Below are 21,789 nucleotides of genomic sequence, written 5' to 3' on the forward strand. Positions count from 1 at the left end.
TCGCGCGTTGAGGCCGGGCGCACCCCCCGTGCGCCCCTTGCGCCGGGCGGCAGCCTCCGCTCTTCTGGCACGAACCGGCCGGAGTCCTCTTGATGAGTCTTCTGCGCGTCTACGCCCGTACCATCAGCCTGCTGGGGCCCGAAGCCCGGCTCGGCGCGGTGCTCGCGGGCTCCAATTTCCTGCTCGCCCTGTCGCAATTCGCCGAGCCCATCCTGTTCGGGCGGATCATCGACGCTCTCGCCACGGCCCAGGCCGCCGCGCGCCTGCCCCGGGCGGACGAGCTGGTGCCGCTGCTCGCCGCATGGGTCGGCTTCGGCCTGTTCAACATCGCCGCCGGCGTCCTCATCTCGCTGCATGCCGACCGATTGTCCCACCGCCGCCGGCTGGGCGTGCTGACGCAGTATTTCGAGCACGTGCTCCAGCTGCCGCTGAGCTTCCACGGCACCACCCATTCCGGCCGTCTCCTGAAGGTAATGCTGGAGGGCGTCGATGCCCTGTGGGGCCTGTGGCTCTCGTTCTTCCGCGAGGATTGCGCGGCCGTCCTCTCCCTCATCATCCTGGTCCCCGTGGGCATCCTCATCAACTGGCGGCTCGGCCTGGTGCTGATCGTCCTGATGGCGGTGTTCGGCATCGTGACCGCCTTCGTCATCCGCCGCACCGAGGCGATGCAGCGGCAGGTGGAGGAATACAATTCGGACCTCGCCGAGCAGACCTCCGACGCCCTCGGCAACGTGGCGGTGATCCAGAGCTACACCCGCACCGAGGCCGAGGTTTCCGGGCTCAGGGACACGGTGAGCCGCGTGCTGGCGGTGCAGATTCCGGTGCTTTCGTGGTGGGCCATGGTGTCCATGGCCACAAAGGCGGCAACCACGCTCACCATCCTCGCCATCCTGCTCATCGGCACCTGGCTCTACATGCAGGGCCTGGCCGCCATCGGCGACATCGTCACCTACGTCGCGTTCGCCAATATGCTGATCGGGCGGCTCGACCATACCGTCATGTTCTTCAACCGGCTGATGCTCTCGGCGCCGCGCCTCGCCCAGTTCTTCGCGGTGCTGGATACGGTGGGCGCCGTGCACGAGCGGGCCGGCGCGCCGGCTTTGCCGCCGGTTTCGGGCGACGTCGTGTTCGAGGACGTCTCCTTCTCCTACGACGGCAAGCGCACCGCCGTGGGCGACGTGTCGTTCCATGCCCGGCCCGGCCAGACGTTCGCCTTCGTCGGCACCACGGGCGCCGGCAAGTCCACGGCGCTGGCCCTGCTGCACCGGGTGTTCGATCCCCAGTCCGGCACCATCCGCATCGACGGCCACGACATCCGCGACGTCTCGCTGGCCTCGCTGCGCCACGCCATCGGCGTGGTGTTCCAGGAGCCGCTGCTGTTCAACCGCTCCATCGCCGACAATCTGAAGGTGGGCAAGCCCGACGCCACCGACGCGGAAATGCGCGAGGCCCTCGCCCGGGCCCAGGCGCTGGAGCTGGTGGAGCGCAACCCGCTTGGTCTTGAGGCCGTGGTCGGCGAGCGCGGCCGCGCGCTCTCCGGCGGCGAGCGCCAGCGCCTGTCCATCGCCCGGGCCTTGCTGAAGAACCCACCCATCCTCATTCTCGACGAGGCGACCAGCGCCCTCGACGCCGCCACGGAGGCCAAGGTGCAGGCGGCCCTCGACGAGGTTATGAAGAACCGCACCACCTTCGTCATCGCCCACCGCCTCGCCACCGTGCGCAATGCCGACCGTATCCTGGTGTTCGAGAACGGACGGGTGGTTGAGGCCGGCAGCTTCGACGAACTGGTCAATCTCGGCGGCCGTTTCACCACTTTGGCCCGCGCCCAGTTCATGACCGCCGCGGACCGGGCCGAGAACGCCGAGGCGCGCCCGCTGGTGGAGACCTGACGGCGACGGGCCGGGCGCCAAGGACACGTCCAAGATTTCGCGCGCCCGCCGTGCGACTTTGATCAAGTTGGGCAAGATTGTGGCAAGCCGAATTGCGGCTCTCCCAGCGGCGCGGGACGCGGGGTTTGGATTTCGCCTTTTCCGGATAAGCGAAACCGGGTATTGAGGGGCAGGCTTTGCCCGCAATTTCTCAAGGGAGCGGATCGGTTGGCGCGCTCGAACTCCAGTCCCGCCGCCCGAGCATCTTTTCTCGGCCTCGTTGCAGCAACCCTCGCGCTCGTCCTTGCCGCTGCGGCACCGGCGCTGGCCAATCCGATCCTGCTGGTCGAAGCGGATACCGGCAAGGTGCTGGAGCAGAAGGAGGCCGGCCGGCCCTGGCATCCGGCGTCCGTCACCAAGCTGATGACGGTCTACGTGGCGCTCAATGCGGTGAAGAACGGCCGTCTCACCATGGACACGCCGATCACCGTCTCCCCCGCCGCCGCGGCGCAGCAGCCCTCCAAGATGGGCTTCCGGGCGGGCACGGTCGTCACCCTCGACAACGCGCTCAAGATGGTTCTCGTCAAGTCCGCAAACGACATGGCGTGGGTGGTGGGCGAGGGTGTCGGCGGCTCCATGCCTGAATTCGTCGCCGAGATGAACGCCACCGCCGCCCATCTCGGCATGAGCGGAACGCATTTCGAGAACCCGAACGGGCTGCCGGACGAACAGCAGATCACCACCGCCCGCGACCTCGCCATCCTGGCGCGGGCCATCATCTATCATTTTCCCGAGCAGGAAGCCCTGTTCCGCATCCCGGCGATCAAGCTCGGCAAGGCGGTCATCCGCAACTACAACCGTCTGATCGACCGCTATCCCGGCGCCGACGGCATGAAGACCGGCTTCGTCTGCGGCTCGGGCTACAATCTCGTCGCCACCGCGACCCGCGGCAACAAGCGCCTCATCGCCGTCATCCTCGGCGCCCGCTCCGGCACCGCCCGCACCGAGCAGGCGGCGCTGTTGTTCGAGAAGGGCTTTCAGGCCACCTGGAGCCCGTTCGGCGCGGTGAACCCGCTGCTCTCGAGCATTTCCAACCAGGGCGGTCCGCCCGGCAACATGAAGGCCGAGGTCTGCGGCGGCAAGCGCGCCGTCACCGCCTCCGAGGCCGACGACGAGCCCGATCCCACGGCGAGCGCCGGCTTCGCCTTCGCCGCACCGACCTTGCCCAAGTCCGGCGCGGAACTGCTCCAGACCCTGCCGCCGTCCATGGCGCCGGTGCCGGTCTATGTGGGCACGCGCAATTCGGTGGAGGATTTCGCCACCGCTTATGCCCCGGACGAGAAGCCAAAGAAGCCCAAGCAGGCGGCCAAGCCCGACGCCAAGCCCGATGCCAGGTCCAAGGCGACCGCTTCCGCCGACGGCGACGGTGCAGCCGACGGCGACAAGGACCCGCCGAAGGCGGCTGCCAAGCCCGCCGCAAAGCCTGCGCCGAAGCCGGCCACGGCCACCGCCAGCACCTCCGACAAGCCGAAGACCGACGCCCCCAAGAAGCAGGTGCAGCCGCAGGCCCCCGTTGCCGCGGGAAGCGTGCCCACGCCGAAGCCCAAGCCGAAGCCGAAGCCCGCTGAAACCCCCGCCGAGAGCGCAGCCCCGGCCCCCAAGCCGGCGACCTGACCCGGCCACTTTCCCGTTCGGCCACCGCCGGCGCGTGACGTCCGGCGGCGAGATCCGATGGCGCCCGCCTGTCGCCTCAGCCGCCTCGCCCGCCCTGTCATTCGGGAGAATTGGGCGCTTGCTCTCAACAATGAGCTGCCGAGCAAACCAGCTCCGAAGCGCAGATCCACCGCGCCCGAAACCGTGTGCGGAGCCCGTCCGCTTCCTTCTCCGCTGTCCGTCGCCCGCCGCCGCGCTCTTGACCCCGCGGGCGGTCTCGTAGAGGCAGGAAGAACAATCCTCTCCCGCCCGGAGATTCTGCCATGACGGGCTCCGCGCCCACGGGCCTGGCGCCCGACCCGATCCCTCCCGCCGCGCCGGAAGCCGAGCCCCCCGCCCGCCGCCGTGGGCCTCCGGAGCCGATCGCCGTCACCGTGCTCACCGGCTTCCTCGGTGCCGGCAAGACCACCTTGCTCAATGCCCTGCTGGCCGATCCTGCGCTGGCGGACGCCGCCGTGCTCATCAACGAGTTCGGCGAGGTGGGGCTCGACCATCTGTTCGTGCGCACCGTGGAGGAAGGCATCGTCATGCTCTCCTCCGGCTGCCTGTGCTGCACCGTTCGAGGTGATCTCGTGGCGGCGCTGGAGGACCTGCTTCGCGGCCGCGACAACGACCGCCTGCCCCCCTTCTCCCGCGTCATCATCGAGACCACCGGCCTCGCCGATCCTGCCCCCGTCATCCATACGCTGATGACCCATCCCTATCTCGGCCTGCGCTACCGGCTCGACGGCATCGTCTGCGTGGTGGATGCGGTGAACGGCGACGCCACGCTGGACGCCCATGAGGAGGCGGTGAAGCAGGCGGCCATGGCCGACCGCATCGTCCTCACCAAGGCCGATCTCGTCGGTCCCGAGGGACGCGCCGCCCTCGATGCGCTGAAGGCGCGGCTGAAGCGCCTCGCCCCGGCCGCGCGCCTCGTCGACGCCGCGGCCGGCGAGGCGGATGCCGCGGCGCTGCTGGGCGCCGGCCTCTACGATGCCGCGAGCAAGATCCCGGACGTGGCGCGCTGGCTTGCCGAGGAGCAAGTGGCGGCTGCGGACGCCGATCCTGCCGGCGTCGACCCCAACCGCCACGACGCCCGCATCCGCGCCTTCACCCTCGCCACCGACGCCGCCATCCCCGCCGCAACGCTGGACCTGTTCCTGGAGCTGCTGCGCGCCACCCACGGCGGCCACGTGCTGCGCATGAAGGGCATCGTGAAAGTGGCGGAGGAGCCTCAGACTCCGGTGGTGATCCATGCCGTGCAGCATGTGATGCACCCACCGGCGCGGCTCGCCGGCTGGCCGGACGACGACCACCGCACCCGCCTCGTCATGATCGTCCGTGACCTTGATCCTCAGGTCATCACCCGCCTGTTCAATGCCTTCCTCGGCGTGCCGGAGGTGGACGCGCCGGACCGCGCCGCCCTGACCGACAATCCGCTGGCGCCCCCGGGGATGGCGCGATGAGCGCGGTCGCCCTCACTCCCGAGGCGGTGCTCGACTTCTGGCAGAAGGCGGGACCGCAGAAGTGGTTCGACGGCGGGCCGGCGTTCGATGCGGAGGTGCGGACGGGCCTGCTGCCGGCCTTCGAGGCGGCGGCGGGCAGCGCCCTCGACAGCTGGCAGGGCACAGCGCCCGGGGCGCTGGCGCGGATCATCCTGCTCGATCAGGTGCCACGCAATGTCTTCCGCGGCACCCCAAGAGCCTTCGCCACCGACGCCATGGCGCTGGCGGGGGCCGAGCGGGCGGTGGATCGCGGCTTCGACAAGGACCCGTCCATTCCCGAGGCGCTGCGCAGCTTCTTCTACCTGCCGTTCATGCATGCCGAAGACAAGGGCACGCAGGCCCGCTGCGTCGCGCTGTATCGCGTGCTCGGCAATGCGGAGAACCTCGAATACGCCTTGATCCATAAAGACGCCATCGACCGCTTTGGCCGCTTCCCCCACCGCAACGCCATCCTCGGCCGCCCCTCGACACCCGAGGAAGAGGCCTATCTGAAGGACGGCGGCTTCAGCGGCTAAGGCCGAGGCGGGCCAGCGCCCCCTCCGCCGCCGCCCGGCCCGTGGCAAAGCAGGCCTGCAGCAGATAGCCGCCGGTTGGGGCCTCCCAATCCAGCATCTCGCCGGCCGCGAACACCGGCGGCCAGTCCGCCGGCATGCCCAGCAGCGCGTAATCCGGCGCAATGCTCTTCCAGGCGATGCCACCGGCGCTTGAGATCGCCCGCTCCAGCCCGCCGTGGCCGGTGACGGTGAGCGGCAGCGCCTTGATGAGGCCGGCGAGCGCCGCGGCCTCCGGCCGGGCCGGACCGGTCACCTCGCGCACCAGGTTGGCCGCCACCGGCAGGAGGCCCCCGCCCTTGGCGAGAACGGTGGAATAGGACGCCTTGGCCGGCACGCCGGCGAGCTTGGCCGCCAGCGTCTTCTCCTCCACGTCCGGACGCAGGTCGAGATGGAGGGTGACGGCCTTGTGGCCGAGGGCCCGGCGCAGGTCCCGGGAGAGCGCATAGACGGCGCCGCCCTCCAGCCCCTCCGCCGTCACCACCGCCTCGCCGCGCACGACGGTCTTGCCGAACGAAAGCGCGATGCGCTTCAAGGGCGTGCCCGCGAAACGGGTGCGGAAATGCTCCGACCAACTGATGGTGACGCCCATGTTGGCCGGCGCCAGCGCATGCACGGCGATGCCCGCGGCCCGCAGGGGCTCCACCCAGCTTCCGTCCGCCCCCAGGCGCGGCCAGGATGCGCCGCCCAGCGCCAGGATCACCGCGTCCGCCGTCACCTCCGCCGCCCCCTCGGGCGTGTCGAAGGCAAGGGCGCCGGAGGGCGTGAAGCCGCGGAAGGCGTGGCGGGTGTAGAGGGCGACCCCCTGCCCCGCGAGCCGGCGGAGCCAGGCCCGCAGCAGCGGCGAGGCCTTGAAGCTCAACGGAAAGACCCGTCCGCTGGAGCCGACGAATGTCTCCTCCCCCAGGTCCTGGGCCCATTGCCGCAGGGCGTCGGGCGGGAAGGCGTCGAGGGCGGGGGCGAGGCGCTCGGCCGACGCGCCGTAGCGGGTGCGGAAGCGCAGCAGCGGCTCGGAATGGGTGAGATTGAGTCCGCCCCGGCCGGCCATGAGGAATTTGCGCGCCACCGACGGCATGCGGTCATAGAGCGTGACGCGCGCGCCCGCCGCGGCGAGCACCTCCGCCGCGGCAAGGCCGGCGGGACCGGCACCGACGACGGCGACGCAAGGGGAAGGCTGGATCAATCTGGCTCCGATGCTGAAAATGCGGATGCCCGACGTTCGGGCCAGCATGGGTGAGCCGGAGGTTGGGAAAAAGCAAGCCGCCGGCTCGAAGGCCGATCCCCGGGCCAGGCGGCGCCCAGGCAGGCCGAGGCGGCCTAAGAGCCGCCCCGGGGTGTCTGAAGGCGGCTCAGATGGTCTGGTTGTACTCGCCCACGGCCGGGTGGGTGCGCAGCACGCTGTCGACTTCCTTGAACATCTCGCGCATGCGCGCCTCGGAGACCGGGCTCTCCACGACCACCACCAGCTCGGGCTTGTTGGAGGAGGCACGCACCAGGCCCCAGGAGCCGTCCTCGCAGGTGACGCGCACGCCGTTCACCGTCACGAGGTCGCGGATCTTCTGGCCGGTGACGAGGGCGCCCTCGGCGGCAAGCTTCTCGTAATGCTTCACCACATCGGCGACGATGCCGTACTTGGCCTCGTCCGCGCAGTGGGGGGACATGGTGGGCGAGGACCAGGTCTTGGGCAGCGCCTCGCGCAGCTCGGAGAGCTTCTTGCCGGGGTTGCGGTCCAGCATGTCGAGTACCGCGATGGCGGAGACGAGGCCGTCGTCATAGCCGCGACCCACCGGCTTGTTGAAGAAATAGTGGCCCGACTTCTCGAAGCCCACCAGCGCGCCGGTCTCGTTGACCCGGCGCTTCATGTAGGAATGGCCGGTCTTCCAATAGTCCGCCTTCACGCCGAGCTTGATGAGCTCGGGATCGGTGGCGAACAGGCCGGTGGACTTCACGTCCACCACGAAGGTGGAGTTGGGGTAGATCTTGGCGAGGTCGCGGGCGAGCAGCACGCCCACCTTGTCGGCGAAGATCTCCTCGCCGGTGTTGTCCACCACGCCGCAGCGGTCGCCGTCGCCGTCGAAGCCCAGCGCCACGTCCGCCTTGTGCTCCAGAACAGCGTCCCGCATGGCATGGAGCATCTCCATGTCCTCGGGGTTCGGATTGTACTTGGGGAAGGTGTGGTCGAGCTCGGTGTCCAGCGGCACCACCTCGACGCCCAGCGCCTCCAGGATGCGCGGGGCGAAGGCGCCGGCGGTGCCGTTACCGCAGGCGACGATGGCCTTGATAGGGTGCTTCAGCTTCGGCCGGTCGGTGAGGTCCTTGATGTAGACCTCGGGGAAATTCTCCACGAAGACGTAGGAGCCGCCGCCCCTGAGGTCGAACTTCGCGCCGAGCACGATGTCCTTCAGCCGCGTCATCTCGTCGGGGCCGAAGGTGAGCGGGCGGTTCACGCCCATCTTCACGCCGGTCCAGCCATTGTCGTTGTGCGAGGCGGTGACCATCGCCACCGCCGGCACGTCGAGGGCGAACTGGGCAAAATAGGCCATGGGCGACATGGCGAGGCCGATGTCGTGCACCTTGATGCCCGCCGCCATGAGGCCGGACACCAGCGCCAGCTTGATGGACGACGAATAGGAGCGGAAATCGTGCCCGGTGACGATCTCGGGCTTCACGCCCATCTCGTGCATCAGCGTGCCGAGGCCCATGCCCAGAGCCTGTACGCCCATCAGGTTGATTTCCTTCTGGAACAACCAGCGGGCGTCATACTCACGGAAGCCGGTCGGCTTCACCATGGGCTCGGATTCATAGGCGTAGGTGTTGGGCGTCAGGACCGGCTTCGGCGTCGGGAACATGTGGACCATTCCTCCGCAGCGCTCAATTTCGCGGTCGCGAGATAGCACGGATTCGTGACCGAACGAACGGCTGAGCTTCGCATTAGTTCCCTCGCTGACGGCGGCACGGTGGCGCCGCCGTGTTGCACACGCGGCCGAGGGGCATTTTCCGGAGAACCGCTCGCCGCGCGGTCCGATGTCGACGTGAGGGAAGGCTCTCAGGCGGTGATCGCGACAGGCAGGCCGAAGGCGTCGCGCCCCGGCGGATCTGGAAAGCGCAAGGCCCTGCCCTCGGCCAGTCTCTTGGCGGTGACCACGCAGGCGCAGGCGTCCACCAGATCGTCCAGCCCGGCGCGGAGCGAAAGCGCAGTCTTTTTCGTAAGCAGGCCGGCGGGAACACCGGCCCGCGCCAGAAGGGCGATGCGATATGCGATCCCGGGCGGGTGAGGACGGCTCTTCACCTTCTTGGCGTCGACAAGCGGCCCGCCGTTCATGACCGCGAACGACACCTCCGGAGGGCACTCCACCAGCCGGGCCTGCAGCTCCGGCCGGCGGCGCAGCAGCTCGTCCAGCTCCGCCATCTTGGGAAACAGGTGGAAGCACTGCTTGGAAACCTTGCGCGGCGGGTGCGAATTCGCGAGGGCTGCGGCGCAGGCGGCGGCAAACCGGACGGACTCGTCACCTGCCCCGACGCCCGCCATCACCGCGGCGCGGGCCGGAACCGAGAACACCGAGGACTGGCGCATGCCGAGGAGGGGACGCACCGCCCGCTCGGCGGCCCGGCCGCCGGTCTCGCTCGTGTCGGGCAGGCCGATGGGCATGTCCATGGCTGCGGCAACGGGTGCGTCGGCTTCATCGAACAGCTCTTCCATCCGGGCGCGGCGATAGAGCTGGAGATGGTCGGCGCCGTCCCACCGCGCGATGACCCAGCCGCCGCGGCAGCCATCGATGCCGGCAAAGGGAAGCGCGCCCGCCATCTTCAATCCTCACCGGCCCTGGCTTTCGGGAGCGGGATCGTGGACGGCTGGGGAATCGGCGCCGTGTAGTATTTGCGCTTGATGGATCCGGTCTCGGGATTGCTCGACGACGAATAGGACATGGGAACCCCTTGCGGGCCCACCTGCCAGCCGGGCGGCAAGCCCTGCGGCGACCCCGCCCCGCGGGCGGTCGGCGGGACGGCGGGGGCCGGCGGGGGGGCATAGCCGCCCTGCCCCACCGTCGACGGCGGGTATCCGGGCGGCGGGGGCGCGGGCGAGGCGATGATCTGGGACGCCGGCTGCGGCGCAACCGACATGGGCGGCAGCGCGGGGGGCGGAGGCGGAGGTGGCTCTTGCGCAGCGACGGGAGCCGGCTGCGGCGCCGGGCGGCCGCCGCCGAACAGGGTCGAGAAAAAGGACGGCTGCTCGGGCGGCGGCACGGCCTGCTCGCTGCGATAGACCGCGGGTGCCTCCGCCACGGGCGCCATGGCGGGAGCCGCGGCCATGGGCGGGGCCTTCGCCGGCAGCGGCTCGGCCATGGGCGGTGCGGGCAACGGGCGGGGTGCCGGCTTGCAAATGGTGCGGCCCTTGGCGTGGCGCATCAGGTCCACGTGGATATGGTCGTAATGGAAGACGTTGGAGCCCGGAGCAAGCACGGTGGTGAAGCGTTCGCACGCACCCGCCTGAACCTGCAGTAGGAAGCCGCGCTCCTCCGATGAGCCCTTCCAGCCGTTCTTCACTGTGATCCAGCGCCCGTCCGCCGTTCGGAAGGCGCCGACATCCAGGGCATTGCCGAATGCATGCTCGGAGATCTTGGCGTTGGGGTCCCCGTTCATGCCGCGGCATGAATAAGAGGACATCTGGCTGATGGCGACGATGGGTTGGCCCAGCCAGGCGAGTGCCGCGGGCTGGACTACCTCCTGAACCCACATGTCCACCTGATAGATGACCGGGCAGGCGAGCTTGCCGGCCGGCTCCAGCACCACATTGCCCTGGGCCAGCGCACTCACGCGGAACGGATGCTCCATGCCGCAAGTGCCGGGTCCGTCGATGGCCGGAAGCGGCTCCATAAAGGCGGAGGCAACCACGGCCTTGGCCGCAAGGCACTGCTCTTCGGCCTCCGCACGCCAGGGGTCACGCTCCTCCAGGCCGAAGCGACAGCCCGTGAGGGCGCCGGCCACGAGGAGAATGGCGAGGAGGAAACGGGGCGTGCCGCGCGACATGGCCCCACCTTGGCGAGACCGGTCTTGCGAAGGGGTTAAAGCCGCGCACGATTTGAGAAAAACGTCTCAAGCACAGGCAGACGCGCCCCTCCCATCATGCCCTTAAGACATGTGAAAGGGACGCTTAAATTGTGTAGGATTGGACCCGGAAGACTAGGCCTTCGTGCTGTCCTGGTCTGTCTTGTCCGCAGCGTCGGGCTCGGCTGCCTCGGCCGGGGCGGAACCGCCTCCCGAGGCAGAGCCGTTGACGACCGCGTCCTCCGGTTCGTCCTTTCGCTCGAACGCAGACTGCAACCGCTCGGCGAGCGCCTTCAGCTCATCGGGCATGTCTTCCTGGGTGTAATCGTCGAAAAGCTGCCGCAGCTCGCGCCCAAGCAGATCCTGCCTGGCGGAGATGTCGCGGCGATGAGGCGTTCGCATGCCGCCTGCCTCTTTCTGATGCTGCGTCGTCATGGGCGTGTCGATGGAGCCTTGAAAGCGTGCCGTTCGCATGGCGGGGTCTTCAGGACAGACGCGGGCGCCTTGACAATGAAGAACACCCACGTGCGTTGCAACATGGTTTTACCGTCTCGTCCAGCGGCTAATCACGATAAAGCCGCGACGGGCTTTCGGCCGACGGCACGCCGTCCTCCGCATCGCCGTCGTCCTGCACGTCGATATCCTCTCGCCGGTCCGGACCCTCGAAAGCGGCTTCCGCCTCTTTCAGGAGCCGACGCTCTTCGTCCGCCTCGCGCACGCGGCGCGGCGGAAAATCGCGGCGGCTTTCACCCGGACCGAATTCCGGCCGGTCATAACCATGGGGTGCCGCTGCGGACGGCCACTGCGTGTCCTTCCGCTCGGAGCCGGCTGGTGCCGCATCGTTGCGCGATCCGTTCATCCTGCTCCTCCTTGGTTCGACCGATCCATCCAGCAACGCCGCACGGCAGGATTGGTTCCCCCGCGCACACCGCCGCACCGGCGGGCGGCGGGCTGATGAGGAATCGCGCGAGGCGTGGAACAAGCGCCACAGTTCCGCCGTTGCCAAGACGGGTGACAATTGCAGCACAGACGAAGGTGATCTCCCAGTAATGGAGCGCCCATCGACTGGCTGAACCTGTCCGATCAAGGAGACAGAAAATGCTGAGCTGGGCGATTACCTTTCTCGTCATCGCGCTGATCGCGGCGCTGCTTGGTTTCGGCGGCATCGCCGGTACTGCCATCGAGATCGCGAAGATCATCTTCTTCGTGGCGATCATCCTCTTCGTCATCTCGGCCGTCCTTGGCCTGATGCGGCGCGGCCGCGGTCCTACTGTGCCGTGAGTGCAAACCACGCAATCACGCTCTCGTGAACAGAAGGGAGGCTGGCAAATCCGGCCTCCCCTTTTGCGTGGAACCGGCTCCAATTCACGCGGCTTGGTTAAAAATCCTGCGCCGACCTCTCTTACCGACCGTCAGAAGGAAGGACAGCGGCAAAGAAAAAGGCGCCCGACGGGCGCCTTTCTCGTTGTAGCGATGCTTTGGCTCAGGGGCACTGCACGCGATAGCGGTTGCCGTAGGCATCGCGCGCCCAGCAGGCGCGGGGGGTGGTTTCCGCACCGATGATGGCGCCGGCGCCAGCACCCACAAGGCCGCCTACCAGGGCGCCAGTGCCCGTTCCAGTCGCCGCCGCGCCAATCAGCGCACCGGTGCCGCCGCCGATGAGCGCGCCGCCCACCGCCCGGTCCTGCCGGGAATATTCACTGCAGCCGCCGAGCGCCAGCGCCATGGCGCACACAATGAGAGCCGCTTTCATCATGTTCTCCCTTGCCCGGTCCCGGCAGCGCGCCGGAACATCCATTTCCAGTCATTCCGCCGTCGGATAGTACGGCTCGCCGTCTTCATCGGCAGCGTCACTCGAGGGGCTTTTGCCTCTCGATACGGCATATAGCACGGCGCCGACGCCGAGCCCCACAACCACCGCTGCGGCGAGCACCGGCAAAACCGGCATCGGACGATGCGCCGGCTCCACATATCGGCGAATCGCCCTCAGCCCCGGACGGGCCAGCGTTTCCGCATGCTCGGACACCCAGTCGTGGGCGTCGGAGGCAAGCCGGCCCAAGCCGCTGCCGCTGTGTCGGACCGACAACTGCAGGTTGTCAAGTTCATCTCGTAGCGTCGCGATGCGACGGCCGACGCTGTCCGCCGTCGAATGCGTGTCCCAACCGAGCATTGGCCATGATCTCCCGTGTCGCTGGTCGAACGCCGATGAACGGCTGCGGTTCCGTATGACCTTCGCCTTCGCCGTCGAAGTTTGCCGTGTGGCGGCTTTGCGACCATCATGCGGGGGAACCGTGGCGCTTACAGCGGCGTTGAAGCGACAGTAATGGAATAAGGATCAACCCGTGCTTGGCATGCTGCAAGGACCGCCGCGTCCGGCGGGATATGCTTTTTCGGGATCCGCTTCAGGGCTTTGCGGCGGCATCGACGCCACGACTCATGCTTTCTTCCTTGATGTCGACGGCACGCTGCTCGATATCGCTGCCCGCCCCAATGAGGTGGTCGTTCCCTATAATCTCCCCGATACGCTCGCAGCCCTCGCGCGGCGGGCGGGCGGGGCGCTTGCGCTCGTGAGCGGGCGTACCATCGCCGATCTCGACGCCCTCTTCGGTCCACGGCGCTTCGCCGCCGCAGGAAGCCATGGCGCCGAGAGCCGCACCGCGCCCAGCGGCGACATCGTGCGGGCGGCGCCCCTCGAGCGGTCGCTGCGCCGCGCGGTGGGAACCGTTGCCTCCGAGTTCAACGGCGTTTTCGCCGAAGACAAGGAGACAGCCATCGCTGTGCACTACCGCGCTCAGCCGACGGTGGAGCCCGTGCTGCGCCGGGCCCTCCTGTCGGTCGTCGGCGGCTTCCCCGATGTCACGCTCCTGCCCGGTCATTGCGTGTTCGAGATCAAGCGCAAGGGCCACGACAAGGGGACGGCGGTGGACGCCTTCCTCGCCTTGCCTGCGTTCGCCGGCCGCACGCCGGTCTTCATCGGCGACGACGTCACCGATGAAGCCGGCTTCCGTGCCGTCCGCGCAGCCGGAGGTATCGCCATCGCGGTCGGCATCGAGCGCGCCGGCGCGCAGACGGTGCTTCCCGATCCCAGCGCGGTGCGCGCCCTCATCACCCACCTCGCGGCCGAGCCGCGGCAACTGAGGAGGTGACCCCCGTGTCCCGAATCGTGGTCGTATCGAACAGGGTGGCCCTGCCCCAGCGCTCCGGTGGAGCTGCCGGCGGACTGGCTGTGGCGGTGAATGCCGCCTTGAAGGACAGGGGCGGCATCTGGTTCGGCTGGAGCGGGCGGATCGCGCCGGACCCGTCCGACGCGCCGCAGGTGACAAAGCACGCCGGCATCACCTATGCGGTGGTGGACCTGACCAACGAGGACTACCAGGAATATTACAACGGCTTCGCCAACCGGGTGTTGTGGCCGGTCCTGCACTACCGGGTGGACCTGTCCGAATTCTACCGCTCGGATCTTTCCGGCTATATCCGGGTCAACCGCCAGTTTGCCGATCATCTCGAGAAGATCATTCGCCCGGACGATATCCTGTGGATCCATGATTACCACATGATGCCGCTGGCGAAATATCTGCGCGAGCGCGGCCATCGCAACCGCATCGGCTTCTTCCTGCACATTCCCATGCCGCCGGCCGATCTTATCCAGGCGCTGCCGCAGCATGGCGATACGGTCGGCGCGCTTGCGTCCTACGATCTCGTCGGGTTCCAGACGGAGGGCGACCGGGAGAATTTCGCCCGCTATCTGGAAACCCGCGGCGGCCAGACCACGCCGGACGGCACCGGCTGCGATATAGGCGGCCGCCGGGTGAAGCTCGGCACCTTCCCGGTCGGCATCGAGACGCGCCCCTTCGCGCGCCGGGCGCGCCATGCTGCCCGCACCAATTTCATCAAGTCGTTCCACGACAGCCTGTCCGGCCGCAAGCTCATCATCGGCGTCGACCGCCTCGATTATTCCAAGGGCATTCCCAATCGGCTGGATGCCTACGAGCATTTCCTGCGGACCGCGCCCGAGTGGCACGACCGCGTGACCTATGTGCAGATCACGCCCAAGAGCCGCATCGATGTGCCCGAGTATCAGGAGATGGACCGCTACGTCTCCCACAAGGCGGGCCAGATCAACGGCGCCTACAGCGACGTGTCCTGGACCCCGCTGCGCTATGTGAACCGCACCTATTCGCGCTCCGCTTTGGCCGGCTTCTATCGCCGTGCCAACGTGGCGCTGGTGACGCCGCTGCGCGACGGCATGAACCTCGTTGCCAAAGAGTTCGTGGCTGCCCAGGACCCGGCAGATCCCGGCGTGCTGCTGCTCTCCCAATTCGCCGGCGCGGCGAGCGAGATGCGCACCGGTGCGCTCATCGTGAATCCGCACGACACGGAGGGTCTGGCGGCCAATCTGCGCCGCGCGCTGGAAATGCCGCTGGCAGAGCGGCGCGACCGCCATGCGCGGATGATGCGCGTGCTGGAAGCTCGGGACATCGACCGCTGGGCCGAGGAATTCCTCGCCGCTCTGGCCCCTGAGGAGGAGACCCGCCGCGAGGTCGCCCTGCCCCGCGCTGCGGTGCGCAGCGTGGTCCGCCTGCCCGTGGGCTGGGGCTCGGGGCTCGTCCCGCGGGGCGTCTGAGTCCGGCGGCTCGGCCATATTGCCGGGCCTTTCGCCAGCCGCTATAGCAGCAAGGCGCGCGGGAGCCCTGCCCCCGCCGTTCGGCATGCGGGCGTGGCGGAATTGGTAGACGCAGCGGACTCAAAATCCGCCGTCCTCACGGATATGTCGGTTCGAGTCCGACCGCCCGCACCACGCCACTCTGCCGGCTTGCGCGTCGGCGCTGCCCGACCGTCCAGCCAAGATCCCCACCGCAGTTGCATTCGGGCGTCGGCGCTACCGCGCGAGCTTGCAGCCCGCTTTCGGTGAACCATCCGGGGCTCCCGGGCATTGAAGGGGGACACCTCTCAAAGCCTCAAGCGGAGAAAAAGATGGCTGACATGACCCTCGCCGACGTTGCCGGCAAGATGCGCAAGATCGACTTCACCACCCTGTTTACCAAGAGCGACGGCGGCGCTCTGGCGGGGCGCCCCATGAGCAACAATGGCGATGTGGACTACGACGGCGATTCCTTCTTCTTCGCCCTGGATGACAGCCGGGTGGTGAAGGACATTGCCCGCGAGCCCAGCGTCGGCCTGTCGCTTCAGGGGTCGAGCGGCATGCTCGGCCAGCGCCCGTTCTTCGTGACCATCGAGGGCGCGGCGAGCCTGGTGCGGGAAAAGCAGCAGTTCGAGGCCCACTGGAATTCCGATCTCGACCGCTGGTTCGACAAGGGCGTAGACACCCCCGGCCTCGTGATGATCAAGGTCGAGGCGCGCCGCCTGCACTGGTGGGACGGCGAGGACGAAGGCGAGGTCGTGCTGCCCTGATCCTCGCGAGGGAGCGCAACCGGGCCTGTCCTGTGCGCCGGCCCCGCCCGCGCTGCCCCATTCTCTGCCCGCCGGGCCTGCTATGGTGGCGGCTTGCTTGCCGAGCCGCCGCCAGCAGGAGACCGCCATGTCCACCAATGGGTACGCCCCTTCCCTCAATGAGCGCGTCGGTGAGGTGACCGAGCGCATCGTCCGCCGCAGCGCGGACACGCGCTGGCGGTATCTCGATCGCATCAAGGAGGCCGCGGCCCGAAAGCCCCAGCGCCAGGCGTTGGGCTGCGCCAACCAGGCCCACGGATTTGCGGCCTGCGGCCCGTCCGACAAGGCAATGCTGCGCGCCGGCCAGGGCGCGTCGATGGGCATCGTCACCGCCTATAACGACATGCTTTCGGCGCACCGCCCCTACGAACGTTATCCCGAGCTGCTGCGCGAGGCCGCGCGGGATGTCGGCGGCGTGGCTTTGGTGGCTGGCGGCGTGCCGGCCATGTGCGACGGGATCACCCAGGGTGAGGCCGGCATGGAGCTCTCCCTGTTCTCCCGCGAGGTGATCGCCCTCTCCACGGCCGTCGCCCTCTCCCACCAGACGTTCGATGCGGCCGTCTTCCTCGGCATCTGCGACAAGATCGTGCCCGGCCTCGTCATCGGCGCCCTCTCATTCGGCCACCTGCCGGCAGTGTTCATTCCCTCCGGTCCCATGACCAGCGGCCTGCCCAACAACGAGAAGTCCCGCATCCGCCAGCTCTACGCCGAGGGCAAGGTGGGGCGCGACGCGCTGCTGGAGGCGGAGTCGCAGTCCTATCACGGGCCGGGCACCTGCACCTTCTACGGCACCGCCAACACCAACCAGATGCTCATGGAGATCATGGGCCTGCACCTGCCGGGCGCATCCTTCGTCACCCCGGACACGCCGCTGCGCGACGCCCTCACCCGCGCGGCGGCGCAGCGGGCGCTGGCCATCACGGCGCTCGGAAACGCCTATATCCCCGCCGGCCGAATGCTGGACGAGCGGGCCTTCGTCAACGGCATCGTCGGCCTGCACGCCACCGGCGGCTCCACCAATCACACCCTGCACCTCGTCGCCATGGCAGCGGCGGGGGGCATCGCCCTCAGCTGGGACGATTTCGCGGCGCTGGCGGAGGTGACGCCGCTGCTTGCCCGCGTCTACCCCAATGGCTCGGCGGACGTGAACCATTTCCACGCCGCCGGCGGCGTGCCCTTCGTCATCCGCGAACTCCTGTCGGCGGGGCTTCTTCACGCCGACGTGGAGACCATCCTGGGGCCGGGGCTGGAGGCCTATACCCGCGAGCCCGTGCTGGGCGAGGACGGCAGCCTCGCGTGGCGTGACGGTGCGGCGGCGAGCGGCGACGACAAGGTGCTGCGCGGGGCGGCCGCGCCGTTCCAGCCCACCGGCGGCCTCGCCGTGCTGGACGGCAGCCTCGGCCGTGCCGTCATCAAGACCTCCGCGGTGGCACCCGAGCGCCATGTGATCGAGGCGCCGGCACGGGTGTTCCACTCGCAGGAAGAGCTCCAGGCCGCCTTCAAGGCCGGAACCCTCGACCACGACATGATTGCCGTGGTGCGTTTCCAGGGTCCCCGGGCCAATGGCATGCCGGAGCTGCACAAGCTCATGCCGCCCCTCGGCGTGCTGCAGGACAAGGGGCACAAGGTGGCCCTCGTCACCGACGGACGGCTCTCCGGCGCCTCCGGCAAGGTTCCGGCGGCGATCCACGTCACGCCCGAGGCGGTGGAGGGGGGCGCCATCGCCCGCATCCGCGACGGCGACCTCATCCGCCTCGATGCGGTGGAGGGACGCCTGGAAGTGCTGGTGCCGCCGGCCGAATGGGCCGCCCGCCCTGCGGCCTCAGCCGATCTTACGGGCAATCACGTCGGCGTCGGCCGCGAGTTGTTCGCGCCGTTCCGCGCCGCCGTCGGGCCGGCGGAGCTCGGCGCCTCCATCTTTGCGGCGGTGTAGTCGCCTGCCGGCGGAGACATGTCGGATCAGGCCAGCGCCGCGCCGTTGGCGGCCAGCACCGCGCCGGCGAGATAGAGAGACCCGGCGATAAGCACCCGCGGCGGCGGCACCACAGCCTCGCGGGCGATGGCATCGAGGGCGCTCGCCACATCGCGGGCGACGCTGGCCTTGATGCCGAGGCCCACCGCAGCTGCGGCCACCTCTTCCGGCTTCAGGCCGGCATGCTCGCCGGGCACGGGCACCGCGATGGCCTCGCGCACGAGGCCGGTGAAGGGGGAGAGGAAGCCGGTCACGTCCTTGGTGCCCAGCATGCCGAGGATGAGAACCAGCGGACGCGAATAGCGCTCCTCCAGCTCGCACAGGGCATGGGCCAGGGCGGCGCCGCCGGCGGCATTGTGGCCGCCGTCCAGCCAGACTTCCACCCCGGCGGGTGCGCGCGACACCAGCGGCCCGGGAGCGAGGCGCTGAAGCCGGGCCGGCCAATCCGCCTTGATGATGCCCGACTGGAGCGTTGCCGCATCCTGCGCCGCAGGCAGGCGGGCGGTGCGCAGCGCGGCGATGGCGAGACCGGCATTGTCGATCTGGTGCGGTCCCACGAGGCGCGGGCGCGGCAGGTCCATCAAGCCGTTCTCGTCGGCATAGACGAGGCGGCCCGCCTCCTCCTGCACGTTCCAGTGCTCGCCGCGCACGAACAGGGGCGCCAGCCGCTTCGCCGCCGTCCGCTCGATGACGGCGAGCGCCTCGGGCGTCTGGGCGCCCACCACGACGGGGGAGCGGGGCTTGATGATGCCGGCCTTCTCGCCGGCGATGGCCGCCACCGAGGAGCCGAGGAAATCCACATGGTCGATGGAGACCGGGGTGATGACGCTGGCGAGGGGCTGGTCCACCACATTGGTGGCGTCGAGCCGGCCGCCGAGGCCGACCTCCAGCAGAAGCACGTCGGCCGGGTGCTCAGCGAACAGGACGAAGGCGGCCGCGGTGGTGATTTCGAACAGGGTGATGGGAGCACTGTCGTTGGCCGCCTCCACCCGGTCGAGGGCGTCGGCCAGCGCCGCGTCGGACACCAGCCGCCCGCCGTCCGGAGCGCCGAGCCGGATGCGCTCGTTGAACCGCACGAGATGGGGCGAGGTGTAGACGTGGACGCTCTGCCCGGCGGCTTCGAGCATCGCCCGCATGAAGGCGATGGTGGAGCCCTTGCCGTTGGTGCCGGCCACGTGGATCACCGGCGGCAGGCGTCGCTCGGGATGGCCAAGCGCCTCCAGCAGCCGCTCCATCCGGGCGAGGGAGAGGTCGATCTTCTTGGGGTGAAGCGCAGCGAGGCGGGACAGGATCTCGTCGGTGGCGCGGGCGGGCAGGGGCAGTGCCATGGTGTTCAAGCCGGGGCCGTCGGGCCCGTGTCAGGCCTCCCTTACGCTGCCTGGGGGCGGGGAAGCCGCCCCTTCGGCGGCAGGGCCGGCGCCTTGGTGAGCAGCCGGCAGAGCCGGCCGAGGGTGTCGCGCATCTCGTGGCGGTGGACCACCATATCGAGCATGCCATGGTCGCGCAGGTATTCGGCGCGCTGGAAGCCGTCGGGCAGCTTCTCGCGGATGGTCTGCTCGATCACCCGCGGGCCGGCGAAGCCGATGAGCGCGCCGGGCTCCGCGATCTGCACGTCGCCGAGCATGGCGTAGGAGGCGGTCACCCCGCCGGTGGTGGGATTGGTCAGCACCACGATGTAGGGCTTCTTGGCCTCGCGCAATTCCTGGATGGCTGCGGTGGTGCGCGGCATCTGCATGAGGGACAGGATGCCCTCCTGCATGCGCGCCCCACCCGACGCCGCAAACATGATGAAGGGCGTGCCCTTCTCCGCCGCGGTCTGGAGGCCCTTCACCACCGCCTCGCCGGCGGCCATGCCCAGCGAGCCGCCCATGAAGCTGAAATCCTGCACCGCGATGGTCACCGGCAGCTCGGTGAGGAGGCCTGTCGCCACCTTCACCGCATCCTGGTAGCCGGTCTTGGTGCGCGCATCCTTGAGGCGGTCGAGATAGCGCCGCTCGTCGCGGAACTTCAGCGGGTCTGTGGCGACGTCCGGCAGCACCACCTCGTCATAGGCGCCGTCGTCGAAAGTTGCCTTCATGCGCTGCACCGCATCCATGCGCATGTGGTAGCCGGACGCGGGGATGACGTAGAGATTGGCCTCGAGATCCTTGTGGAACACCATCTGCCCGGTCTCGGGGCATTTCACCCAGAGATTCTCGGGGACCTCGCGACGGGCCAGGAAGTCGCGGATCTTCGGGCGGACGACGTTCGAAATCCAGTTCACGGGATCTTCTCCGGGGACGGGCGGGCCGTCGGGCGGCCGCGTTCGGGGCGGGCCGCTGTGGGAATACAATAACCCGCTTCGTGTGCAGCGCACACTGTCTTGCGCGCCTCTATTGGCAATCCCCCCGCGGCGAAAGTGCGGCAGGGCGGCGAAAGCAGGTGGGGAGGCTCACCGGCGGACGGCGCGCACCGCCTGGGCCAGCTCGCTCACCAGCGCCTCGACGCCCATCACCGTGTTGGCGGTGGCGCGGCCCTGCTCGTCGAGCGTGCGCCGCACCACTTCAACGAGCGCCGAGCCCACGACCACCGCGTCCGCTCCGGCGGCGATGGCGGCGGCCTGCTCGGGCGTCTTCACGCCGAAGCCCACGGCCACCGGCAACGCGGTATGGCCCTTGATGCGAGCGACGGCCTTGGCCACCACGTCCGCATCCGGCGTCGCCGCGCCGGTGATGCCGGTGATGGAGACGTAATAGACGAAGCCCGCAGTGTGCCGCAGCACCGCCGGCAGGCGATTGTCGTCGGTCGTGGGGGTGGCGAGGCGGATGAAATCCAGGCCGGCGTCGAGCGCCGGAATGCACAGCTCGTCGTCCTCCTCGGGCGGCAGGTCCACCACGATGAGGCCGTCCACGCCCGCAACCTTGGCGTCGGCGAGGAAGCGCTCCACGCCATAGACGTAGATGGGATTGAAATAGCCCATAAGCACCACGGGCGTGGTGCCGTCCTCGGCACGGAAGGTGCGCACCATGTCCAGCGTCTTGGCGAGGGTCTGGCCCGCCTTCAGGGCGCGCAGGCCCGCCGCCTGGATGGCCGGGCCGTCGGCCATAGGATCGGTAAACGGAACGCCTAGCTCGATCACGTCGGCGCCCGCGCCGGGCAGTGCCTTCAGGATGGCAAGCGAGGTCTCGCCGTCCGGGTCGCCGGCGGTCACGAAGGTCACGAGGCCGGGCCGGCCCTCTTCCTTCAGAGCGGCGAAGCGGTCGGAGATGCGGGTGGTGGAACGCGCGGTCATGGGCTTGCCTGGACTCGAGGGATGCGGGCGGTGGCGCCCTATTTCTGGCCGGTGATGGCGCAATTGGTGCGGTTCGCCGACGAGCCGCCCAGCAGGCGCACCTGATCGGTGCCGGTGAGGCCGCCGACGATGGAGAAAACCGTGGTGGAGGACTTGCCCAGCGAGCGCTTGCCGGCGAAGAACTCGCAGGTGACGAACACCTCCGACACCGTCTTGGCGCCGGTGTTCTTCACCGCCACCGACACGTAGGCGCCGGCGGCGTCGGTATAGACCTTGGCCGCGGTCAGCTGCAGGCCGTCGGCCGGGGACGGCACTGCTGTCTGGGCCTGAGTCTGGGCGGACGCGGTCGCGCCCGGCAGGACAGCGAGGACGGCAACCGAGGCCCACAGGGCAGCTCGCATGCGGTGAACGGCGCAGAAGCTCTTCATGG

At 69.0% G+C, this 21,789-nt stretch carries 21 protein-coding genes and 1 tRNA gene; 10 read left to right on the forward strand and 12 right to left on the reverse strand.

What is annotated here, in order from left to right; all coding sequences use genetic code 11:
- Nucleotides 1-92 precede the first annotated feature (92 nt).
- The 4 genes from ABLE93_RS12390 (at nucleotide 93) to ABLE93_RS12405 (ending at nucleotide 5,583) form a co-directional block, all read left to right on the forward strand.
- Entirely contained in the window at nucleotides 93-1,889 is a 1,797-nt protein-coding gene (locus ABLE93_RS12390) for a glucan ABC transporter ATP-binding protein/ permease (RefSeq protein ID WP_348840118.1), read from the forward strand.
- Between the two features lie 207 nt (nucleotides 1,890-2,096).
- Nucleotides 2,097-3,542 carry a D-alanyl-D-alanine carboxypeptidase family protein gene (locus ABLE93_RS12395; protein WP_348840119.1) on the forward strand — a complete coding sequence of 482 codons (1,446 nt, stop codon included), beginning with the start codon at nucleotides 2,097-2,099 and terminating at the stop codon, nucleotides 3,540-3,542.
- Nucleotides 3,543-3,844: 302 nt separating this feature from the next.
- The gene (locus tag ABLE93_RS12400; protein WP_348840120.1) at nucleotides 3,845-5,029 is read left to right on the forward strand and encodes a CobW family GTP-binding protein; all 1,185 of its coding nucleotides are present in this window, start codon (nucleotides 3,845-3,847) and stop codon (nucleotides 5,027-5,029) included.
- Nucleotides 5,026-5,583 (forward strand): DUF924 family protein, encoded by a 558-nt coding sequence (locus ABLE93_RS12405; RefSeq protein WP_348840121.1) that lies wholly within the window; start codon nucleotides 5,026-5,028, stop codon nucleotides 5,581-5,583. Before ABLE93_RS12400 ends, ABLE93_RS12405 begins: the two co-directional genes overlap by 4 nt.
- On the opposite strand, the gene ABLE93_RS12410 is transcribed toward ABLE93_RS12405, so the two are convergent.
- The 6 genes from ABLE93_RS12410 to ABLE93_RS12435 all read right to left on the reverse strand — a co-directional run bounded on the left by ABLE93_RS12410 (nucleotide 5,573) and on the right by ABLE93_RS12435 (nucleotide 11,524).
- The gene (locus ABLE93_RS12410; RefSeq protein ID WP_348840122.1) at nucleotides 5,573-6,802 is read right to left on the reverse strand and encodes a TIGR03862 family flavoprotein; all 1,230 of its coding nucleotides are present in this window, start codon (nucleotides 6,800-6,802) and stop codon (nucleotides 5,573-5,575) included. The genes ABLE93_RS12405 and ABLE93_RS12410 overlap by 11 nt on opposite strands.
- A gap of 166 nt (nucleotides 6,803-6,968) precedes the next feature.
- Nucleotides 6,969-8,468: a phosphomannomutase/phosphoglucomutase gene (locus tag ABLE93_RS12415; RefSeq protein WP_348840123.1), complete on the reverse strand. Its 1,500-nt coding sequence runs from the start codon at nucleotides 8,466-8,468 to the stop codon at nucleotides 6,969-6,971.
- A gap of 197 nt (nucleotides 8,469-8,665) precedes the next feature.
- The gene (locus tag ABLE93_RS12420; RefSeq protein WP_348840124.1) at nucleotides 8,666-9,424 is read right to left on the reverse strand and encodes a DUF429 domain-containing protein; all 759 of its coding nucleotides are present in this window, start codon (nucleotides 9,422-9,424) and stop codon (nucleotides 8,666-8,668) included.
- 2 nt (nucleotides 9,425-9,426) lie between these two features.
- Nucleotides 9,427-10,647: an extensin-like domain-containing protein gene (locus tag ABLE93_RS12425; protein WP_348840125.1), complete on the reverse strand. Its 1,221-nt coding sequence runs from the start codon at nucleotides 10,645-10,647 to the stop codon at nucleotides 9,427-9,429.
- A gap of 153 nt (nucleotides 10,648-10,800) precedes the next feature.
- Nucleotides 10,801-11,100 (reverse strand): NepR family anti-sigma factor, encoded by a 300-nt coding sequence (locus tag ABLE93_RS12430; protein WP_348840126.1) that lies wholly within the window; start codon nucleotides 11,098-11,100, stop codon nucleotides 10,801-10,803.
- A gap of 127 nt (nucleotides 11,101-11,227) precedes the next feature.
- Complete coding sequence (locus tag ABLE93_RS12435; protein ID WP_348840127.1) at nucleotides 11,228-11,524, reverse strand: hypothetical protein; 297 nt, start codon at nucleotides 11,522-11,524, stop codon at nucleotides 11,228-11,230.
- 239 nt (nucleotides 11,525-11,763) lie between these two features.
- Between ABLE93_RS12435 and ABLE93_RS12440 the strand changes: the two genes are divergently transcribed.
- Entirely contained in the window at nucleotides 11,764-11,946 is a 183-nt protein-coding gene (locus ABLE93_RS12440; protein WP_348840128.1) for a DUF1328 domain-containing protein, read from the forward strand.
- A gap of 202 nt (nucleotides 11,947-12,148) precedes the next feature.
- Here the strand turns inward: ABLE93_RS12440 and ABLE93_RS12445 are convergent, their stop codons facing one another.
- Nucleotides 12,149-12,418 carry a YMGG-like glycine zipper-containing protein gene (locus tag ABLE93_RS12445; RefSeq protein WP_348840129.1) on the reverse strand — a complete coding sequence of 90 codons (270 nt, stop codon included), beginning with the start codon at nucleotides 12,416-12,418 and terminating at the stop codon, nucleotides 12,149-12,151.
- A gap of 51 nt (nucleotides 12,419-12,469) precedes the next feature.
- On the reverse strand, nucleotides 12,470-12,835 hold the full coding sequence (locus ABLE93_RS12450) for a hypothetical protein (protein ID WP_348840130.1): 366 nt from the start codon (nucleotides 12,833-12,835) through the stop codon (nucleotides 12,470-12,472).
- A 181-nt stretch (nucleotides 12,836-13,016) separates the two neighbouring features.
- Here ABLE93_RS12450 and otsB point away from each other — a divergent pair, with 181 nt between their 5' ends.
- From otsB to edd, 5 genes are all read left to right on the forward strand, one after another.
- Nucleotides 13,017-13,811, forward strand: coding sequence for a trehalose-phosphatase (otsB, locus tag ABLE93_RS12455; RefSeq protein WP_348840359.1), 795 nt, complete (start codon nucleotides 13,017-13,019; stop codon nucleotides 13,809-13,811).
- 5 nt (nucleotides 13,812-13,816) lie between these two features.
- Nucleotides 13,817-15,289 (forward strand): alpha,alpha-trehalose-phosphate synthase (UDP-forming), encoded by a 1,473-nt coding sequence (otsA, locus tag ABLE93_RS12460; protein WP_348840131.1) that lies wholly within the window; start codon nucleotides 13,817-13,819, stop codon nucleotides 15,287-15,289.
- Nucleotides 15,290-15,376: 87 nt separating this feature from the next.
- A tRNA-Leu gene (locus ABLE93_RS12465) sits at nucleotides 15,377-15,463 on the forward strand.
- A gap of 176 nt (nucleotides 15,464-15,639) precedes the next feature.
- A complete protein-coding gene (locus ABLE93_RS12470; protein WP_348840132.1) occupies nucleotides 15,640-16,077 on the forward strand; it encodes a pyridoxamine 5'-phosphate oxidase family protein in 438 nt (145 codons plus the stop codon).
- A gap of 127 nt (nucleotides 16,078-16,204) precedes the next feature.
- Complete coding sequence (gene edd, locus ABLE93_RS12475) at nucleotides 16,205-18,049, forward strand: phosphogluconate dehydratase (protein WP_348840133.1); 1,845 nt, start codon at nucleotides 16,205-16,207, stop codon at nucleotides 18,047-18,049.
- 26 nt (nucleotides 18,050-18,075) lie between these two features.
- Here edd and ABLE93_RS12480 read toward each other — a convergent pair whose 3' ends face one another.
- From ABLE93_RS12480 to ABLE93_RS12495, 4 genes are all read right to left on the reverse strand, one after another.
- The gene (locus ABLE93_RS12480) at nucleotides 18,076-19,416 is read right to left on the reverse strand and encodes a bifunctional folylpolyglutamate synthase/dihydrofolate synthase (protein WP_348840134.1); all 1,341 of its coding nucleotides are present in this window, start codon (nucleotides 19,414-19,416) and stop codon (nucleotides 18,076-18,078) included.
- 41 nt (nucleotides 19,417-19,457) lie between these two features.
- Entirely contained in the window at nucleotides 19,458-20,351 is an 894-nt protein-coding gene (gene accD, locus ABLE93_RS12485) for an acetyl-CoA carboxylase, carboxyltransferase subunit beta (RefSeq protein ID WP_348840135.1), read from the reverse strand.
- Between the two features lie 168 nt (nucleotides 20,352-20,519).
- The gene (gene trpA, locus ABLE93_RS12490) at nucleotides 20,520-21,359 is read right to left on the reverse strand and encodes a tryptophan synthase subunit alpha (RefSeq protein WP_348840136.1); all 840 of its coding nucleotides are present in this window, start codon (nucleotides 21,357-21,359) and stop codon (nucleotides 20,520-20,522) included.
- A gap of 38 nt (nucleotides 21,360-21,397) precedes the next feature.
- A complete protein-coding gene (locus tag ABLE93_RS12495; protein ID WP_348840137.1) occupies nucleotides 21,398-21,787 on the reverse strand; it encodes a hypothetical protein in 390 nt (129 codons plus the stop codon).
- Nucleotides 21,788-21,789: the final 2 nt, after the last annotated feature.

This window comes from Xanthobacter pollutisoli, from assembly GCF_040044995.1.
Taxonomy (GTDB): domain Bacteria; phylum Pseudomonadota; class Alphaproteobacteria; order Rhizobiales; family Xanthobacteraceae; genus Xanthobacter.

Coding starts and splice junctions, on each gene's coding strand:
- ABLE93_RS12390 (WP_348840118.1), top strand. CDS start 93: ATGAGTCTTCTGCGCGTCTACGCCCGTACCATCAGCCTGCTGGGGCCC.
- ABLE93_RS12400 (WP_348840120.1), top strand. CDS start 3,845: ATGACGGGCTCCGCGCCCACGGGCCTGGCGCCCGACCCGATCCCTCCC.
- ABLE93_RS12405 (WP_348840121.1), top strand. CDS start 5,026: ATGAGCGCGGTCGCCCTCACTCCCGAGGCGGTGCTCGACTTCTGGCAG.
- ABLE93_RS12415 (WP_348840123.1), bottom strand. CDS start 8,468: ATGTTCCCGACGCCGAAGCCGGTCCTGACGCCCAACACCTACGCCTAT.
- ABLE93_RS12420 (WP_348840124.1), bottom strand. CDS start 9,424: ATGGCGGGCGCGCTTCCCTTTGCCGGCATCGATGGCTGCCGCGGCGGC.
- ABLE93_RS12425 (WP_348840125.1), bottom strand. CDS start 10,647: ATGTCGCGCGGCACGCCCCGTTTCCTCCTCGCCATTCTCCTCGTGGCC.
- ABLE93_RS12430 (WP_348840126.1), bottom strand. CDS start 11,100: ATGACGACGCAGCATCAGAAAGAGGCAGGCGGCATGCGAACGCCTCAT.
- ABLE93_RS12435 (WP_348840127.1), bottom strand. CDS start 11,524: ATGAACGGATCGCGCAACGATGCGGCACCAGCCGGCTCCGAGCGGAAG.
- ABLE93_RS12440 (WP_348840128.1), top strand. CDS start 11,764: ATGCTGAGCTGGGCGATTACCTTTCTCGTCATCGCGCTGATCGCGGCG.
- ABLE93_RS12445 (WP_348840129.1), bottom strand. CDS start 12,418: ATGAAAGCGGCTCTCATTGTGTGCGCCATGGCGCTGGCGCTCGGCGGC.
- ABLE93_RS12450 (WP_348840130.1), bottom strand. CDS start 12,835: ATGCTCGGTTGGGACACGCATTCGACGGCGGACAGCGTCGGCCGTCGC.
- otsB (WP_348840359.1), top strand. CDS start 13,017: ATGCTGCAAGGACCGCCGCGTCCGGCGGGATATGCTTTTTCGGGATCC.
- ABLE93_RS12470 (WP_348840132.1), top strand. CDS start 15,640: ATGGCTGACATGACCCTCGCCGACGTTGCCGGCAAGATGCGCAAGATC.
- edd (WP_348840133.1), top strand. CDS start 16,205: ATGTCCACCAATGGGTACGCCCCTTCCCTCAATGAGCGCGTCGGTGAG.
- ABLE93_RS12480 (WP_348840134.1), bottom strand. CDS start 19,416: ATGGCACTGCCCCTGCCCGCCCGCGCCACCGACGAGATCCTGTCCCGC.
- trpA (WP_348840136.1), bottom strand. CDS start 21,359: ATGACCGCGCGTTCCACCACCCGCATCTCCGACCGCTTCGCCGCTCTG.
- ABLE93_RS12495 (WP_348840137.1), bottom strand. CDS start 21,787: ATGAAGAGCTTCTGCGCCGTTCACCGCATGCGAGCTGCCCTGTGGGCC.